The sequence below is a fragment of the Enteractinococcus coprophilus genome, from assembly GCF_006716305.1.
GTDB classification, from domain to species: domain Bacteria; phylum Actinomycetota; class Actinomycetes; order Actinomycetales; family Micrococcaceae; genus Yaniella; species Yaniella coprophila.
Genome location: NZ_VFOU01000004.1, coordinates 263,557 through 279,271 on the forward strand (window position 1 = coordinate 263,557; position 15,715 = coordinate 279,271).

The 15,715-nt window shown below is 56.7% G+C and carries 16 protein-coding genes and 1 riboswitch; of the genes, 6 read left to right on the forward strand and 10 right to left on the reverse strand.

All coding sequences use genetic code 11. From position 1 onward, the window contains the following. Positions 1 to 12: 12 nt before the first annotated feature. From gcvP to groES, 3 genes are all read right to left on the reverse strand, one after another. A complete protein-coding gene (gcvP, locus tag FB556_RS12495) occupies positions 13 to 2,871 on the reverse strand; it encodes an aminomethyl-transferring glycine dehydrogenase (protein ID WP_141868220.1) in 2,859 nt (952 codons plus the stop codon). Between the two features lie 126 nt (positions 2,872 to 2,997). Next, positions 2,998 to 3,088, reverse strand: a riboswitch (glycine riboswitch). A 218-nt stretch (positions 3,089 to 3,306) separates the two neighbouring features. Further along, complete coding sequence (groL, locus tag FB556_RS12500) at positions 3,307 to 4,899, reverse strand: chaperonin GroEL (RefSeq protein ID WP_141868222.1); 1,593 nt, start codon at positions 4,897 to 4,899, stop codon at positions 3,307 to 3,309. A 50-nt stretch (positions 4,900 to 4,949) separates the two neighbouring features. Continuing rightward, complete coding sequence (gene groES / locus FB556_RS12505) at positions 4,950 to 5,246, reverse strand: co-chaperone GroES (protein WP_141868224.1); 297 nt, start codon at positions 5,244 to 5,246, stop codon at positions 4,950 to 4,952. A 272-nt stretch (positions 5,247 to 5,518) separates the two neighbouring features. Here groES and FB556_RS12510 point away from each other — a divergent pair, with 272 nt between their 5' ends. From FB556_RS12510 to FB556_RS12525, 4 genes are all read left to right on the forward strand, one after another. Next, positions 5,519 to 6,811, forward strand: coding sequence for a class I SAM-dependent methyltransferase (locus FB556_RS12510; RefSeq protein ID WP_141868226.1), 1,293 nt, complete (start codon positions 5,519 to 5,521; stop codon positions 6,809 to 6,811). 364 nt (positions 6,812 to 7,175) lie between these two features. Further along, entirely contained in the window at positions 7,176 to 8,114 is a 939-nt protein-coding gene (locus FB556_RS12515) for a universal stress protein (RefSeq protein WP_141868228.1), read from the forward strand. A gap of 251 nt (positions 8,115 to 8,365) precedes the next feature. Next, the gene (locus tag FB556_RS12520) at positions 8,366 to 9,307 is read left to right on the forward strand and encodes an iron-containing redox enzyme family protein (RefSeq protein WP_141868230.1); all 942 of its coding nucleotides are present in this window, start codon (positions 8,366 to 8,368) and stop codon (positions 9,305 to 9,307) included. After that, positions 9,304 to 9,522 carry a CDGSH iron-sulfur domain-containing protein gene (locus FB556_RS12525; protein ID WP_141868232.1) on the forward strand — a complete coding sequence of 73 codons (219 nt, stop codon included), beginning with the start codon at positions 9,304 to 9,306 and terminating at the stop codon, positions 9,520 to 9,522. Before FB556_RS12520 ends, FB556_RS12525 begins: the two co-directional genes overlap by 4 nt. Here the strand turns inward: FB556_RS12525 and FB556_RS12530 are convergent. Both FB556_RS12530 and FB556_RS12535 read right to left on the reverse strand, forming a co-directional pair. Next, a complete protein-coding gene (locus FB556_RS12530; RefSeq protein ID WP_246057474.1) occupies positions 9,519 to 10,139 on the reverse strand; it encodes a methyltransferase in 621 nt (206 codons plus the stop codon). The genes FB556_RS12525 and FB556_RS12530 overlap by 4 nt on opposite strands. Before the next feature lie 80 nt (positions 10,140 to 10,219). Beyond that, entirely contained in the window at positions 10,220 to 10,438 is a 219-nt protein-coding gene (locus FB556_RS12535; protein ID WP_141868236.1) for a hypothetical protein, read from the reverse strand. A 21-nt stretch (positions 10,439 to 10,459) separates the two neighbouring features. Between FB556_RS12535 and FB556_RS12540 the strand changes: the two genes are divergently transcribed. Both FB556_RS12540 and FB556_RS12545 read left to right on the forward strand, forming a co-directional pair. Continuing rightward, positions 10,460 to 10,969: a DUF2975 domain-containing protein gene (locus FB556_RS12540; RefSeq protein WP_141868238.1), complete on the forward strand. Its 510-nt coding sequence runs from the start codon at positions 10,460 to 10,462 to the stop codon at positions 10,967 to 10,969. Further along, on the forward strand, positions 10,969 to 11,175 hold the full coding sequence (locus FB556_RS12545) for a helix-turn-helix domain-containing protein (RefSeq protein ID WP_141868240.1): 207 nt from the start codon (positions 10,969 to 10,971) through the stop codon (positions 11,173 to 11,175). Before FB556_RS12540 ends, FB556_RS12545 begins: the two co-directional genes overlap by 1 nt. 27 nt (positions 11,176 to 11,202) lie before the next feature. Here FB556_RS12545 and FB556_RS12550 read toward each other — a convergent pair whose 3' ends face one another. The 5 genes from FB556_RS12550 to FB556_RS12570 form a co-directional block, all read right to left on the reverse strand. After that, positions 11,203 to 11,826 (reverse strand): DUF5701 family protein, encoded by a 624-nt coding sequence (locus FB556_RS12550; protein ID WP_141868242.1) that lies wholly within the window; start codon positions 11,824 to 11,826, stop codon positions 11,203 to 11,205. 80 nt (positions 11,827 to 11,906) lie between these two features. Then, positions 11,907 to 12,662: an iron ABC transporter ATP-binding protein gene (locus FB556_RS12555; protein ID WP_141868244.1), complete on the reverse strand. Its 756-nt coding sequence runs from the start codon at positions 12,660 to 12,662 to the stop codon at positions 11,907 to 11,909. Next, a complete protein-coding gene (locus FB556_RS12560) occupies positions 12,659 to 13,684 on the reverse strand; it encodes an iron chelate uptake ABC transporter family permease subunit (protein WP_246057476.1) in 1,026 nt (341 codons plus the stop codon). The genes FB556_RS12555 and FB556_RS12560 overlap by 4 nt, the downstream gene beginning before the upstream one ends. Further along, positions 13,677 to 14,654: an ABC transporter permease gene (locus FB556_RS12565; RefSeq protein ID WP_246057499.1), complete on the reverse strand. Its 978-nt coding sequence runs from the start codon at positions 14,652 to 14,654 to the stop codon at positions 13,677 to 13,679. The genes FB556_RS12560 and FB556_RS12565 overlap by 8 nt, the downstream gene beginning before the upstream one ends. Positions 14,655 to 14,704: 50 nt before the next feature. Beyond that, positions 14,705 to 15,715: a siderophore ABC transporter substrate-binding protein gene (locus FB556_RS12570; RefSeq protein WP_246057478.1), complete on the reverse strand. Its 1,011-nt coding sequence runs from the start codon at positions 15,713 to 15,715 to the stop codon at positions 14,705 to 14,707.

The following is a 15,715-nucleotide window of genomic DNA, read 5'->3' on the forward strand; positions in this document are numbered from 1 at the left end:
GTGGTCAGACTCCTACTGCAGTTCAAAAGCTTCTGGTGGTGGGCACGAGCACACGAGGTTGCGGTCGCCGCCGGCCTGGTCGATACGCGATACCGGGGTGAAATACTTATCCACTCGCAGTTCGGGTACCGGGAAGGCAGCTTGTTCAACCGAGTAAGCACGATCCCAATCAGAGCTGACCACATCCGACACCGGGTGTGGCGCATGCCGCAGTGCGGATTCTTCGACGGCAATCTTGCCGTTTTCGATGTCGGTGATTTCTTCGCGAATCGTGATCATCGCGGTGATGAAACGCTCCATCTCATCCATGTCTTCGGATTCGGTGGGTTCCACCATCAGGGTGCCGGGTACCGGGAAGGCCATGGTTGGTGCGTGGAAGCCAAAGTCCATCAGACGCTTGGCAACATCCTCGACGGTGACGCCGGTGTTCTTGGTGATTTCTCGCAGATCCAGAATGCATTCGTGAGCAACCAGATCATTTAGCCCCGTGTAGAGCAGCGGGTAGTGATTCTTGAGGCGGTGGGCCACATAATTTGCCGACAACACGGCAACCTGCGTGGCTTCTTTCAGCGCGTCGGCGCCCATCATGGTGATGTAGGCCCAACTGATGGGCAAGACCCCAGCGGAACCATACAGGGTTGAAGCGACCGGGGTCGCGTTGTCCGACAGCTGGACCCGTGGGTCGGCTGGCAGATACGGAACCAGGTGCTCGGCCACGCAGACCGGGCCCACGCCTGGGCCACCACCGCCGTGTGGGATCGAGAAGGTTTTGTGCAGGTTCAGGTGGGAGACATCGCCACCGAACTTCCCGGGCTGTGCCAGGCCGATCAGCGCGTTGAGGTTCGCCCCATCAATGTAAACCTGACCGCCGACGTTGTGGATCTTTTCGCAAATCTGAGCGACGTCAGCATCATAGATCCCCGCGGTGGAAGGGTATGTCACCATGATCGCCGCAATGCGTTCACCGTACTTGTCCAGGACCTCATCGAGATGGGTCGAGTCAATCGACCCATCGTCAGCGGTTTTCACCACGATGACTTGCAAGCCTGCCAGCACCGCCGAAGCAGCATTCGTGCCGTGAGCCGAGGCCGGGATGATGCAAATGTCACGGTCCTCTTCGCCCTTGTCAATCAGGTAGTGGCGGATCGCCAGCAGCCCGGCGTATTCGCCAGCCGACCCTGCGTTTGGCTGTAGCGAGACGGCGGCGTACCCAGTGATGGCTTCGAGTTTCGATTCGAGGTCTTTGATCATCTCGATCCACCCGGCGGCTTGATCGTCTGGCGCATACGGGTGGATACCAGCCAGTTCTGGCCAGGTGATGGCCTCCATCTCGGCAGCCGCGTTGAGCTTCATCGTGCACGACCCCAGCGGGATCATCGTACGGTCCAGTGCCAGGTCGCGGTCTGCCAGGCGGCGGCAGTACCGCATCATGGTGGTTTCAGATCGGATTGTGTTGAAGATTTCGTGGGTCATGAATGCTGATTCGCGGACCAGCTCAGGCTGGATCGTGGAATCAGCCGAGTCGACGAGGGTCGCTCCGAAAACTTCGGCGACGGCTTCAATATCTGCTTCGGTGGTGGTCTCATCGGCCGAAATTCCCACCTGGCTATCAGAAAAACGACGCAGGTTGTATCCAGCTTTAACGGCTTGAGTCATGATGCTGTCGACATCTTTGACGGTGACGACAATCGTGTCGAAGAAATTCTCGGCCGCCAGTTCATAGCCGGCATCGCGCAGCGAGGCAGCTAACCGTGTCGCCATGCTGTGGGTGCGCTGGGCGATTTCGGTGACACCTTCCGGACCGTGGTAGACACCGTACATACCGGCCATAACGGCCAGTAGTGCCTGCGCGGTACAGATATTCGACGTCGCTTTTTCACGACGAATGTGTTGTTCACGTGTCTGCAGCGCTAGGCGGTAGGCTGGCAGGCCGTTGGCGTCCTTGGATACTCCCACGAGGCGGCCTGGCATCTGACGGACGTAGCGTTCGCGGGTCGCCATGTAGGCGGCGTGTGGCCCGCCATAAAATAGTGGCACTCCGAAACGCTGGGTCGTGCCGACAGCAATGTCCGCGCCTTGTTCACCCGGTGGGGTGATCATCGTCAGCGCTAACAGATCGGCGATGACGCTGATCATCGCGCCGCGTTCTTTGGCTTCGTCAAACACCTTCTGGTGATTGGCAAGCGCACCATCGTCGCCTGGCTGTTGGACTAACACACCACAGATATCGCCTTCGGGCAGGCCTTCGGTGGCCAGGTCAACCAAGATGGTTTCAATGCCCAGCGGGCGAGTGTGACCCAGGACGACGGCCAACGTCTGCGGGAAGATGTTTTTATCGATGACCACTGGGTCATTGGCGTGTTTGCGGTTGGCGCGCCGCATCATCAGCACTGCTTCAGCTGCTGCAGACGATTCGTCGAGCAGCGATGCGTTGGCGATTTCCATGCCGGTGAGATCCGAGACCATGGTTTGGAAGTTCAGCAGGGCTTCAAGACGGCCCTGCGAGATCTCGGGTTGATACGGTGTGTAGGCGGTGTACCAGCCGGGGTTTTCTGTCACATTGCGGCGAATGACCGCCGGGGTGATCGTATCGTAAAACCCTTGCCCGATCATCGAGCGCTTTAACGTGTTTTTGGAGGCCAGTTCACGCAGGCGAGCCTGCGTCTGAGTCTCGGTGAGCGCGTCAGGCAGAACCAAGGGTTCTTGCTGGGCAATATTTTCGGGGACTGCCGCGGTGGTCAATGCATCCAGGCTGTCATAGCCCAGCGCTTCCAACATTTCCTCAACCCCTGATTCACGGGGTCCCAGGTGCCGTTGGGCGAAGTTGGACCGGTCGTAAACGGCGGATTTGGAAAGATCGTGAATGGTCATGGGATCTCCTTGGGTGTGGATAGTTGTATCCGTCATACCCCTCCCCTCTGTTACTGACCTGAGAGTTTGCCAGTCTCCTGGTTGCCCCGTCGGTGAGTCGAGATATCGACTGCTTTCCAGATCTGCCTGTAGTAAACGGTTGGGATACCTGAGAGATTCCGGGGAGGAAGTTGCACCGTCGGTGCCCACCTAATGTGGGCTCTCCCGTCTACTATGTGCGGCCTATATATTGGTTATGCTTCGGGTCACAGTATAGCCCGAAGCAAAGTGTTTGAGAACTTACGCCAGCGCGAGTCCTTGAGAAGCTGGTGCCATACCCTCGTACTCGGGGCAGACTCTGAAGCGGGGTCAGTGTACGAAAAGCCCAAGGGCCTGACCTCGATACAAAATCGAGGTCAGGCCCTTGGGCTATGCAGTGTCTAAGACACGAAGTGCTTAATCTTCGTCTTCTTCCACTTTGTCAGCAACCAGAGTTTCGGTGGTCAGGACCATACCGGCGATCGAGGCGGCGTTCGACAGTGCCGAACGGGTGACCTTGACCGGGTCGATGATGCCTGCATCCACGAGGTTGCCGTATTCACCGGTTGCCGCGTTGTAGCCTTCGTTTGGCTTCAAGTCGGCAACACGGGAGACAACAACCGAACCGTCTTCGCCAGCGTTCAGTGCGATCCAGCGGGCTGGCTGGACGATAGCGCGGCGTACAACGTCGACACCGGCCTTCTGATCGGATGGCAGTTCCTTCAAGGATTCGGCGTCATCCAGCGCGGCGGCAGCGTTGATCAACGCCGTACCACCACCGGCAACGATGCCTTCTTCCAGTGCTGCACGGGTCGAGGCGACAGCATCTTCGATGCGGCCCTTGCGTTCTTTGAGCTCGACCTCGGTGGCGGCACCGACCTTGATGACGGAGACGCCGCCGGCCAGTTTGGCTAGACGTTCCTGCAGTTTTTCGCGGTCCCAGTCGGAATCAGTTGCTTCGATTTCCGATTTGATCTGCGCAACACGATCCGCAACATCCTGGGCTTCACCGGCACCATCAACGATGGTGGTGACGTCCTTGGTCACGGTCACGCGACGAGCGGTACCCAGAACTTCCAGACCAACCTGATCCAGTTTCATGCCCAGGTCTTCGGAAACGACCTGTGCACCGGTTAGGGTGGCGATGTCCTGGAGCATGGCTTTGCGGCGGTCGCCAAAGCCTGGGGCCTTGACGGCTACAGCGTTCAGAGTGCCGCGCAGTTTATTGACGACCAGGGTCGACAGGGCTTCACCGTCAACGTCTTCAGCAACGATGAACAGTGGCTTCTTTTCCTGTAGAACTTTTTCTAGCAGTGGCAAGAAGTCCTGGACGTTGGAGATCTTGGACTGGGTCAGCAGAATGTATGGATCTTCCAACACGGCTTCTTGACGCTCGGCGTCGGTAACCATGTATGGCGACAGGTAGCCCTTGTCGAATTCCATACCTTCGGTGATTTCCAGTTCGGTCTGGGTGGTTGAGGACTCTTCAACGGTGATGACACCGTTCACACCCACGGTGTCGAAGGCCTTGGCCAGCAGTTCACCGATTTCGGTTTCGCCCGAGGAAATGGCAGCCACGTGGGAGACCATATCACCGGATACTTCAACAGCGTTCTCCAGCAAACGTTCCTGCAGAACCTCTACTGCGGCTTCGACGCCTTTTTTGACTTCGCCAGGTGCTGCACCGGCAGCAACCAGGCGCAGACCTTCATTGACCAGGGCCTGGGCAAGAACGGTTGCGGTGGTGGTACCGTCACCGGCGATGTCTTGAGTTTTGGTGGCAACTTCTTTTGCCAGCTGGGCACCCATGTCTTCGAACGGGTCTTCCAGTTCGACTTCGCGAGCAATGGTCACGCCGTCGTTGGTGATATTGGGTGCGCCCCATGCCTTATCGAGGACGACGTTGCGGCCTTTTGGACCAAGGGTGACTTTGACAGTGTCAGCCAACTTGTCCACACCAGCTTGTAGTGCGCGACGAGCAGCGTCGTTGAATAGCAGTTGTTTAGCCAACTGTTCTCCTTTGTAGTTCGTTTCGAAAAATGCTTACAGAAGAGTCAGGCTTATTTTTCGATGACGGCCAGCACGTCACGCGCGGACAGCACGAGGTATTCCTGGCCGCCGTACTTGACTTCGGTGCCACCGTATTTGGAAAACAGCACGACGTCGCCTTCGGAAACGTCAACACTGATGCGTTCGCCGTTGTCAGCAACGCGGCCTGGGCCTACGGCTACAACTTTTCCTTCTTGTGGTTTTTCCTGAGCGGTGTCTGGAATAACCAGGCCGGAAGCAGTGGTCTGCTCGGCGGCCAGTGGTTCAACTACGATGCGGTCCTCTAGAGGCTTGATGGAGACAGCCATGAATCTCTCCTACTAAGTAAAAGGTAAATATTGTTCATTGTGCCGGGCAAGCCAACCGTCGTCGCGGGTGCCGGATGGCTGGAACCTAAAGGCTTAGCACTCGCATGCCGCGTGTGCCAATTCTCAACTGTATTCTGCGATTAGCACTTGGTCAAATAGAGTGCTAATTCATTTCGCGTTTGGCGACGAAACAGTTTGCAGGTAGCATCATCGCGCGATGGCGCTACTGTCTCGATGAGTCGTGGCGTGCAGAACCAGGTACGCTGGAAGTTGTGTCTGAATCAACTGCCTCTGAACTTGCCGGCGCTCTCACCCCGGAGGGGTTCAAACTGCTCAATAAGCTGTGGCGCAGCGGCGAATATGCCAGCTCCGAGACCCTGACGCTTGCGGAGCGGCTCCGCGCGGAAGGCTATGCCCCAACCGTTGTGAACTCGGTGTTGACGCAACTGAAGCTCCGGACGCAAGCGGTGGCCAAATTCGGGCCATTCGTTGAACAGATGCTGTTTACTGATGCCGGTCTGCAGCAGGCAACACCATTACAGGTGGCCGCTCATCACGCGCGTCGATTCGCTCGGGCTGGCGTCGATGAAGTGATCGATTTGGGCTGCGGTTTAGGTGCCGACGCCTTAGCAATCGCGGGTCTTGACATCCCAGTGACCGCGGTGGAAATTGATGAGACCACGGCGGCAGCAACCACGATCAACCTCATGCCGTTTCCCCATGCCAAAGTTGACGTCGCCGATGCGATCCAGTGGGTTCGGGATAACCCTGTCTCCGAGGGCACCGCGCGTGGCTACTGGTTAGATCCGGCACGCCGGAAGACCCAGTCGTCGGGCACCGTAAGAATTTTTGATCCCGAAGCCTTCTCCCCGCCCCTGTCCTTTGTTGAAGAGTTGGCGAGCGCCGGTTACCCTTTGGGTGTTAAACTCGGCCCAGCACTGGCCCATGAGGTCATCCCCGATACCGCCGAAGCCCAGTGGGTCTCATTGCACGGCAGTGTGGTTGAAGCCGCATTATGGTTCAACATGGCCCAACGTTCCGATGTCCGCCGAGCTGCGCTGGTCATCAACGCTCACGGTGCCAGCGAGTTGACCTCACCTACCGATTTTGGGATGTCACCGCAGGTTCCTGTCACCGGGATTGACGGGGCGGCCGGCTACCTTTACGAACCCGATGGTGCAGTGATCCGTGCCGGGCTTGTCACGGATTTGATGGTTGAACACTTCATGGATAACGATGCCACACAGACCTCGGCCGGGCGACAGCTGGATGAACACATTGCCTATTTCTGCTCGGACGAATACCACGAGACCGCCTTTGCTACCGGTTACCGAATCCTTGAAGTGCTGCCCTATAAGATCAAAACCTTGCGCCGTTACATCAAAGAACACAACGTCACTAGGCTCGATATTAAGAAACGTGGCGTAGATGTCTCCCCAGAAGAACTGCGCCGCACCCTGATGCAGGGACTCAATACGAAGAAACCCGCATCGGGCGAACACCTGACCTTGGTGCTCACGAGAGTCGGCGAGGCGCGCTATGCAATCGTCGTCCAACCGATCTGATGAGGCCCAGAAGCACGTTGCTGCGTGCTGAAGGCTAGTACTGCACATTTGCAGTTGTGACTATGTTTTGGATCGTAGTGAGCGGTCTAGTGTTGCAGAAAGCTCGACTAGCCGGTCAGGGCTTCGCATAGGTCATGTGACAGTTGTTGATCCGATCAGGCGGTCAACAATATGGTTCATGAGCGTTTCCCAGTCAAGACCGGCCAGGCGATGGTGAGGAGCGTGCAACCCTGGAGAGCGAAGCTTGAGGCGCAGTGGAACGGTGCGCCCCGGCCTATTTTTCCGAAAAGATGTGCTGCAAGACACTGGGGGTTGGTCTACCATGGAAGCACCCGAAGTGTCCTAGTCATGGAGGTCTGCGGTGATGAGCACTCCGTCATCTCATGAACACACCAGCCCGGGAGTCGTCGTGGGCTTCGATGGCTCACCGCATGCCATTGATGCCCTGTTTTGGGCCGCGCGGGCAGCCACCCTGCGCAACGTGCCGCTAACGGTCGCTTCAGCATTTGTCTTTCCTTATAGCGATTACATCCGCAGCATGTCCGGCGCCCAAGTGGTTGATCCGGCCCGCCGTCTTGCCGAAGACAAACTTGCCGAAGCACAGGCATTGTTAGAGGGCCAAAATTATACGGGGACGGTGGAGTACCGGGCATTGATCGGTGATGCCACCGATTGGTTAGTCAAGCTGTCTTCGGATGCCCAACTCATTGTCGTAGGCCGTCGTGGCCTCGGTAAATTCTGGGGGCGCGTCCTGGGTTCAGTTGCTTCCGCCCTCCCGGCTCACGCAGACTGCCCCACCGTCATCGTCCATAGTCCAGAATCCGATGCAGATACGACAACTCAAGGCATATCGACTACACCAGATGATCGACCGGTGTGTGTGGGTGTAGACGGTTCCGAGCATGCCCGTCGCGCAGCCGTCGTGGCCGCTCACGAAGCGAAACGACGCGGCGTCACGCTGGAACTTGTGCAGTCGCAGCCGCATTTCACTGGCACTTCCACGGTCTGGTATCTCGCATCCAATGAGACAATGGAACAACAGATTCACGACGACATGATGCGCTCGTTGATGACCGAGCAGGAACATCTCCAACATGAAGTCCCCGGCGTGGAGATCTCCCTGGTTGTCCAACGCAAAATCCCAGCCGAGGCCATGCTGGACTGTACCGGGCGCGCCCAGCTGACCGTCTTGGGAACTCGCGGTCACGGCGGATTCGCCAGCCTATTATTAGGATCCGTTTCCCGCACCACGCTGTCCCACGCTCGCGGGACCGTCATGATCGTGCCACGCACCAAGGGGTAATCGATTTTGCTGTCCCTTGCATGCGTATGACAAACGGACCGACCCGCAGTCGGGGCCCGGCTTAGCCAGTCAGGATCGCAACACCGCAGGTGGTGGCTGACCCCACACGGCATCGACCTCAATGAGATCTTGACACAGTTCAGAAACCCTCGCTTTACTTGTACCTTGAATGCAAGCCTTTTGCAATGACGAGACGAGGACGTGCATGCACACGCAAATGTACCCACCATTTGACTGCTCGGGGTGGATTCATGTTGCTTCCTAAAGCACGCGGCGCCCTGAGCGGATGCGTTTTTCAGGCACTGCAAAGTGGGGATACAGCACCAATTTCAGATACGCCCGAACCGGATGGAACCGAGGACGCGCAGTTGACCCTGTGGGTGCTCTATGAACTGCACCACCGCGGCTTTGAAGACGTTTCAGATGACCTGGAGTGGGATCCCCACCTGATTGGTTTGCGGCGTCAACTTGAAACAGATTTTGAACAGACGCTTCGTGGCCGAGCACCCCAACTACCCGAACCGGGAGCCTTCGCCGAGACGTTTTTTGATTTTGTTGCCAGCCATGATGGACCATCTCTTTCCGGTCACATCCATAAGTTTGCCACCAAAGATCAAGTCCACGAGTTTCTACGACATAAAACCATTTATCATCTCAAAGAATCCGACCACACCACCTGGGTGATTCCCCGACTGTCCGATCCTGTCAAAGCCGCCGTCGTGGAATTGCAATACGACGAATACGGTGCGGGCGATCCAAACCGACTGCACGCCACCCTGTTCGCTCGCGGTCTTGAAGCCAGCGGATTGGATGCCACCTACGGGGCCTATATTGACGAGGCACCCCTGGAAGTCTTAGAACAGAATAACGCAATGTCGTTATTCGGCTTGAATCGCCGACTTCGTGCAGCCTCGTTGGGATTCCTAGCCGCATTTGAAGCCACCAGTTCGGTACCCTCGCGTCGCATCGCCCAAGGACTCGATAGGCTCGGTTTTCCGCCCGAGATGCTGGAGTATTACACCGAACACGTTGAGGCCGACGCGGTCCATGAGCAACTGGCGGTCCGGACGATTTGCGGGGTCCTCCTCGAAGAAGAACCCGAACTGCACGAAGACGTGTTTTTCGGCGCGTGGACCAGCATGGATCTCGAAGATCGATATGCCGACCGCATGCTACAAGAGTGGGCAGCATGAGTGACGCTTCGAAATCAGATTACCCGGATATCATCTTGTGTCCCGGCGGCCCGATGCTGTTGCGCGGCGACCACGTCGTTCAGGACGAAAATGGCAATGACCATCAGACGACTCGTCCGGTCAGCGCGGTCTGCCGATGTGGCAAATCACAAATCAAGCCCTGGTGCGACGGAACGCACAAGTTTCTGCGCAAGCAACAGCCGCCGACTGATTAGCGCGCAAGCCAGACTACGACTCCGTCTTCGAACGTCCGGGTTTCTTCTACCTTGAGAGACCCGGCCGAGAACTGTTGGGCATATTCAGTAATGCGCGCTACCTGATCGTTGTTTCCAAGCTGGAGTAGCGCGGAGCCATCGTCCAGAAGATGGCGGTCGATCAACTCCACGCAGGTGCGTGCTAAATCCAGGCCGTCGTCTCCGCCATCAATCGCGGTGAGCGGGTCCGCAGGGAATCGCGACGTCTCCGCCGACGACACCCAAGGTGGATCCGCAATGATTAATCCAAAGCGTTCATCCGGCTGCAGCGCTTCTTCCATTCGTGCCAGACGAAATTCCACCTGCGTCGTCAGATTATTCGCGGCGGCGTTGTCGTATGCGAATTGTTGTGCCACGGGATTGAAATCGACCATAACAAGAGTGCGTAATGAGTCCCGAATAGCGCCCAAGCCGATATGTCCAACACCGGCACACAGTTCCAGGACTGGTCCTGAAGGCGCATCGACAAGTAATTCAGCGGCCCAGGCCGACTGGGCTGCAGTCCAGCCTCTCGGCTCTAACACCTGGTCGTTATAACGAATGGTGAGATCACAGAAATTTACTAGCTGCTCTGACACTGGCTCTCCTACTACGATGGCGACCTCAACCTCTATTACCCTGGGACGATAGTCTCATCCTACCGATCCTTGAGCCGCTTTCAGTCGTTCTTATCGGCGTCTACTTCATATTCGAGGGGGCTGAGCTTCGCTTTGGGACCGCCCTGACCTCTACGTCGAATGGTTCTCACACCAAGTGCGATCATGCCGAGAACGATCAGTGTCCCGAGGCCCTGAAGCCCCGGTGAGTCATCACCTTCCCCGTAGACGATGGCGATGGTTCCAATAGCTATACCCTGCATGGGATTGACATTCGACATCTATCGAATGATAATCGATAGATGATTGACGCAAAACAGGTCCACAAATCCACCGTGAGTCGAGTGGTTTTCCCGCTGCGCATCCTGCTGGTGATCGTGTTTCTGGGACTCGTGGTTGCACAAGTCATGTCTTTTCCTGGCGAGTTCATCCACTCCCCGGAAAGTGATCCCTGGCGGTGGCCACTACTGATCTTCTGGGAGCTCGAGGCGCTGTGCGTGCAAGTCGTGATCGTATGCACCTGGCGCTTATTAACCCTGGTCCGCCACGATCAGATCTTCACCGCCGGCTCCCTGCGGTGGGTTGACATCATCGCGTGGACGGTCTTCGCCGCCTGGGTTCTGCTGGCCGCCATGGCTGGTGCTATCATCAGCTATATTTATTTCACCCCGGAAATACGCGATCCAGGACCGACCCTCGTGTTGCTCGGCGTCACGCTGATCGCCGCGGTCTTCGTCTTACTCGTCGTCGTACTCCGCGATCTCTTGCGACAGGCCACCAGGCTGCGCGAAGACCTTGAGGGAGTGATCTGATGGCCATCGTGGTGCGGATCGACGTTGAACTCGCGAAACGGAAAATGAGCGTTGCAGAGTTTGCCGAGCGAGTTGGGATCAGTCCGGCAAATGTGTCCGTGCTCAAGAACGGTCGCGCAAAAGCGGTGAGGTTCAGCACCTTGGAGGCGATGTGCAAAGTGCTGGACTGCCAACCCGGGGATCTGTTGGAGTGGGTCGAGGACTAACCAACAGCGGTTGCCCACCGCGTGTGTTTAGAGGGTTGAAGCAAAACCGAGCCATGTGTGACGGTTGCGAGCCCAGCACCATCCCACCTTGGGCGCTCCGCGGTTGTTCTTGCCATCTCGCCCGGTCCCGCTACTGATCCAAATTGCTGGCGTGCGGGCATCGAGACCCTGTTTTTTGCGTTTGCGAGAGGCGATGGTCATGAAGCAGCGATTTGGTTCCAGCTGATCCGGCTGCTGTAAAAGCCAGGAGATCCCTTCGCTTATGGTCAGTGGGCGGCGTCCTCGGGTGGTGATTTCAGCCAGTGCTTCGTCGGGGCTCCAGTTGAGCATATCGTCGCCACGATTGATGTCGCTGATCACGTAGAGCGGTGCCACAGGAATTGTCAGGCCAGCTAGGGGCTCGAATTTGTCAAGGTCGACCATGTCTACCACGACGAAGCCCGACTTTCCGTCGCGTTCTAGAAGCGGCGCGAGACGCGATGGCGGGAGCAGGTGGGGGTGCACGACGATAATACCGCCGTCACGGTTGGGCAGGGCATCACCGGCCGCGGTGAACTCCTGTTCAGTGTAGCCTGCCAAAGCCGGCACGCCGAGCTGGATGAGTCGTGTCAGCTGAGATTCAATCGTCGGGGTTGATGCTTGCAAATGCATGGCAGCCCTTATCGCGAGGTTTCTGTCAGTGCGGTGCAACCCAACCACGTGCGCCGTTATTCCTGAGGGCTGAGGCCAGGTTAGAAGTAGACTGCCAGCGGTCCATCAATGTCGTCAATAATACGGACTGAGGTGCCGAAAATCTCGGTCAGAACCGACGACTTCATGGTATCTGCGCACGTATCGAAGTGTGTCACTTGGCCGTCATTCATGGCCAGGATATTATCCGAGTAACGCGATGCGAAGTTAATATCATGCATCACCACGATCACGGTGCGTCCCAAATCATCGGCGGCAGCACGCAGCTGGCGCATCATCTGCACCGAGTGGCTCATGTCGAGGTTATTGAGTGGTTCGTCGAGGAAGACGTATTCGGTATCTTGGGCCAGCACCATGGCCACATAAGCGCGCTGGCGTTGACCGCCTGACAGTTCATCGAGGTATCGGTCTTGCAGCGCGGTCAGGTTGAGAAATTCTAAAGCTTCGTTGATGTGGCGTTCGTCTTCAACGGTCAGCCGGCCACGAGAGTGCGGATAGCGTCCGAAACCAATGAGCTGACGGACGGTGAGTCGGGTGACGAAGTGGTTTTCTTGGCGCAGAATAGCCAGCGTTTTGGCTACCTCGTTGGACTTGGCTTGGGCCACGTCCAGCCCGCCGACGGTGATCCGCCCAGAGTCGGGGCTCATGAGCCGACCCATCATCGTCAGTACGGTCGACTTCCCTGCACCGTTCGGACCTACCAGGGAGGTAATACCACCGGATGGGATCTGCACGTTGATGGGTCCAATGGTGGTTTCGCCCGCATAGGTTTTGGTAACGTTTTCGAGGGTAATCATAGCCGCCCCTTCCGCATGATGACGATAAGAAATACTAGCCCGCCGATCAACTCGACGATGATGGTAACCGCACCCTGGGCGTAAAAAATATGCCGCAAGACAAAATATGCGCCGGTCAGCAGCACGTATCCCAAGAGGAACGAGATCGGGAAGATTGCCCGGTGGCTGTACGTGTCAGCGATGGAATACGCCATGGTGGCAACCAGGAAGCCCAGGAATGTCATGGGACCGACCAGCGAGGTAGTCATCGCCATGAGAATTGAGACCGCGATGAGAACCTTAATCAGCTCGGTGCGGTGGTTGAGTCCCAAGTTCGTTGAGACCGCCGACCCCAGCGACAGTGTGTCGAGCCGGCGCGAGTTGAGCCAGAGCCAGGTCACCACAACGAGGACGATGGGCACTGCGTAGGGCAGATATTCCGTGCTGGCATTGGAGATGTTGCCCATCAGGCGGGCGGTGAGGATGTCGAATTCATTGGGGTCGAGCATGCGTTGCATAAAGGTGGTCAGCGAGGCAAGACCAGCCCCCATCACCACACCGACCAAGAGCATGGTGTGAACGTTGGTGAATTTAGACCCCAGCAGCCAGGTATAGAGCAATGTGGCAAAGGCGACCATCATGGCGACTTGGAAGAAGTATGACACGATACCACGCGTCAAAGTCGCCCCGAGCGCGCCGAAGAAGAATACGGCTGCCGTGTTGATCAACCCGTAGAGCGCTTCGAACCCCAGGATTGATGGAGTGACAATTCTGTTCGCGGTGACCGTGTGAAAGGCGACCGTGGCAAATGAGTGAGATAGTGCCACCACTGCGATCACGACAACCGAGATCACGCGTGCTTCTGCGATCTTCCAGAACCCATTGCTGCCCAAGGGCATCGGGTTGCTATAGACGATGGTTGCGATCGTCAGTCCGACGGCGACGACGATGAGCCCAATGAGCGAGATCAGCCAGCGGCGGCGGTGCTTTGCGTTAATGAAGTTCGAAGTCGTTTCGACAGGAACGGTCATTGTGTTAGCCACGACGCCCCCTTCTGACGATGAGGTAGACGAATACGGTTGCTCCCAGTACGCCAAGGATCATCGACACAGGAATTTCGAAAGGCATGATGATGGTGCGGCCGATGATATCGGTGAGCGTGATGACAACAATGCCGACCATGACGACCCAGGGCAGGTTAGTCCGAAGATTGTCTCCGCGAAACATCGACACAATGTTGGGGACGACCAGCCCCAAAAACGGTAGAGAGCCTACGACCACTGAGACCACCCCGGTGGTGATGGCAACAATCGAAATACCAACGATCATCACCGCTCGATAATTCAACCCCACAGAAGTGGCGATCTCTTGGCCTAGCCCGGCGACGGTAAAGCGATCCGCAACAAAATACACAATGATTGTGGTAACCGCAACGATCCATAATAATTCGTATCGGCCGCGCGTCACGCCGGTGAACGAACCAGCAAACCAGATGCCCAAGTTTTGCAACATTTCAGCCTGGAGCGCCACAAACGTCGACACCGCTCCCACAACCGCCCCCAGCATGAGTCCAACGATGGGAACCACCAGCGAAGACTTCAAGGCCACCCGTTGAAGAAACGCAAAAAAGATGATCGTGCCAATGAGGGCAAACACAATAGCCACCATCATGCGGAGCATGAGCGATGGTTGCGGAATAAAAATATAGGTGAGAATCAGGCCCAGTCCGGCCCATTCAATGGTTCCGGTAGTAGAAGGTTCCACGAACCGATTTTGGGTCATCAGCTGCATAATCAGACCGACAACCGCCATAGACGCTCCCGACAAGATCAGGGCGAGAGTACGGGGGACGCGAGTGATAAGAAACATCTCGCGTCCGCCCTCGGAGCTGAGATCGTACACTCCGATAAATAACGAGGCTATGATCAGGCTGAGGGTTACCATCAGCCCGATCAACAGCGGCCAGGTGCGCGACCACAATCCAGGGTTCTTCGATGCACCGATGGATGTCACAAGCCCATCGGGGCGGGTAGGGGAAAGTTTAGTCACGCAGAGCCTTTATATTATTTCGACCACATATCAGCTAACTCATTGAGGACCGTAGTGTAGTTCTGGATGTCCTCGGCGACGTAGAAGTCAGCTGGCATGTAGTAGATGTTATCGTTTGCAACCGCAGGCACGTCCTGGAGTGCTTCAGATTCCTCAATCAGTTCTTTCGCGCCGGCAGAAGTACCATCGCCCACTGCAGCATCGCGGTCCATAACGATTAGGAATTCTGGGTTTGCCGAGGCGATTGCTTCAACCGAGATGTCATCACCTTGGTGGTCGGTCGAGCCGTCGTCCTCAAGGGCAGGGGTCAGTTCCAGGATGTCATACAGTGGCCCGATCGCGCGACCTGTAGTGGGAGCAGAGTAGTTGATATCGCCACCAGAGGTAATCAGTCCTGCCACCGTGACTTCTGGATCGTAAGCTTCTTTGGCGCGCTCGAGAGCATCATCAAAGTCAGTGATGAGCGCTTCGGCGTCGTCTTGATGCCCGAACACTTCTCCAAGCAGCGTGATCTGATCACGGAATTCCTGGTCGATATTGCCGGATTCGACGTCAATGTCGGTGTCGACAATAGGAACGCCGTCGTCGACCGCGTTAGCAATTGCTTCGCCGTGCTGACTGAAACGCTGTCCGTTGATGACCAGATCCGGTTCGGCAGCTGTCACCATTTCCATGTTTGGCTCACGGTGGTTGCCGAGATTGAGGATCTCTTCGTTCTGGGTGTATTTCTCCAGCACTTCCATGTCGGCAGGCATGAGATCAATCGGAGCCGCGGATAATTCGACGTCCCACTCTCCCAGGGTGCGGAACACACGGTTATCGGTTGCAATAACCGACTGTGGTTCTTCGGGAACAGTGTGGGTGGTACCAGCCATGTCGGTTACTTCGACCGTTGAAGCATTGCCTCCAGCGTCACTGGTTTCTTCCGCGCTGCCTGCATCAGGGGAACCACAGGCGCTTAAACCCAAGGCGCCGACGGCAAATAGTGCGGCAACACGATAGCGTGTCAGTCCAAATTTTTTCAC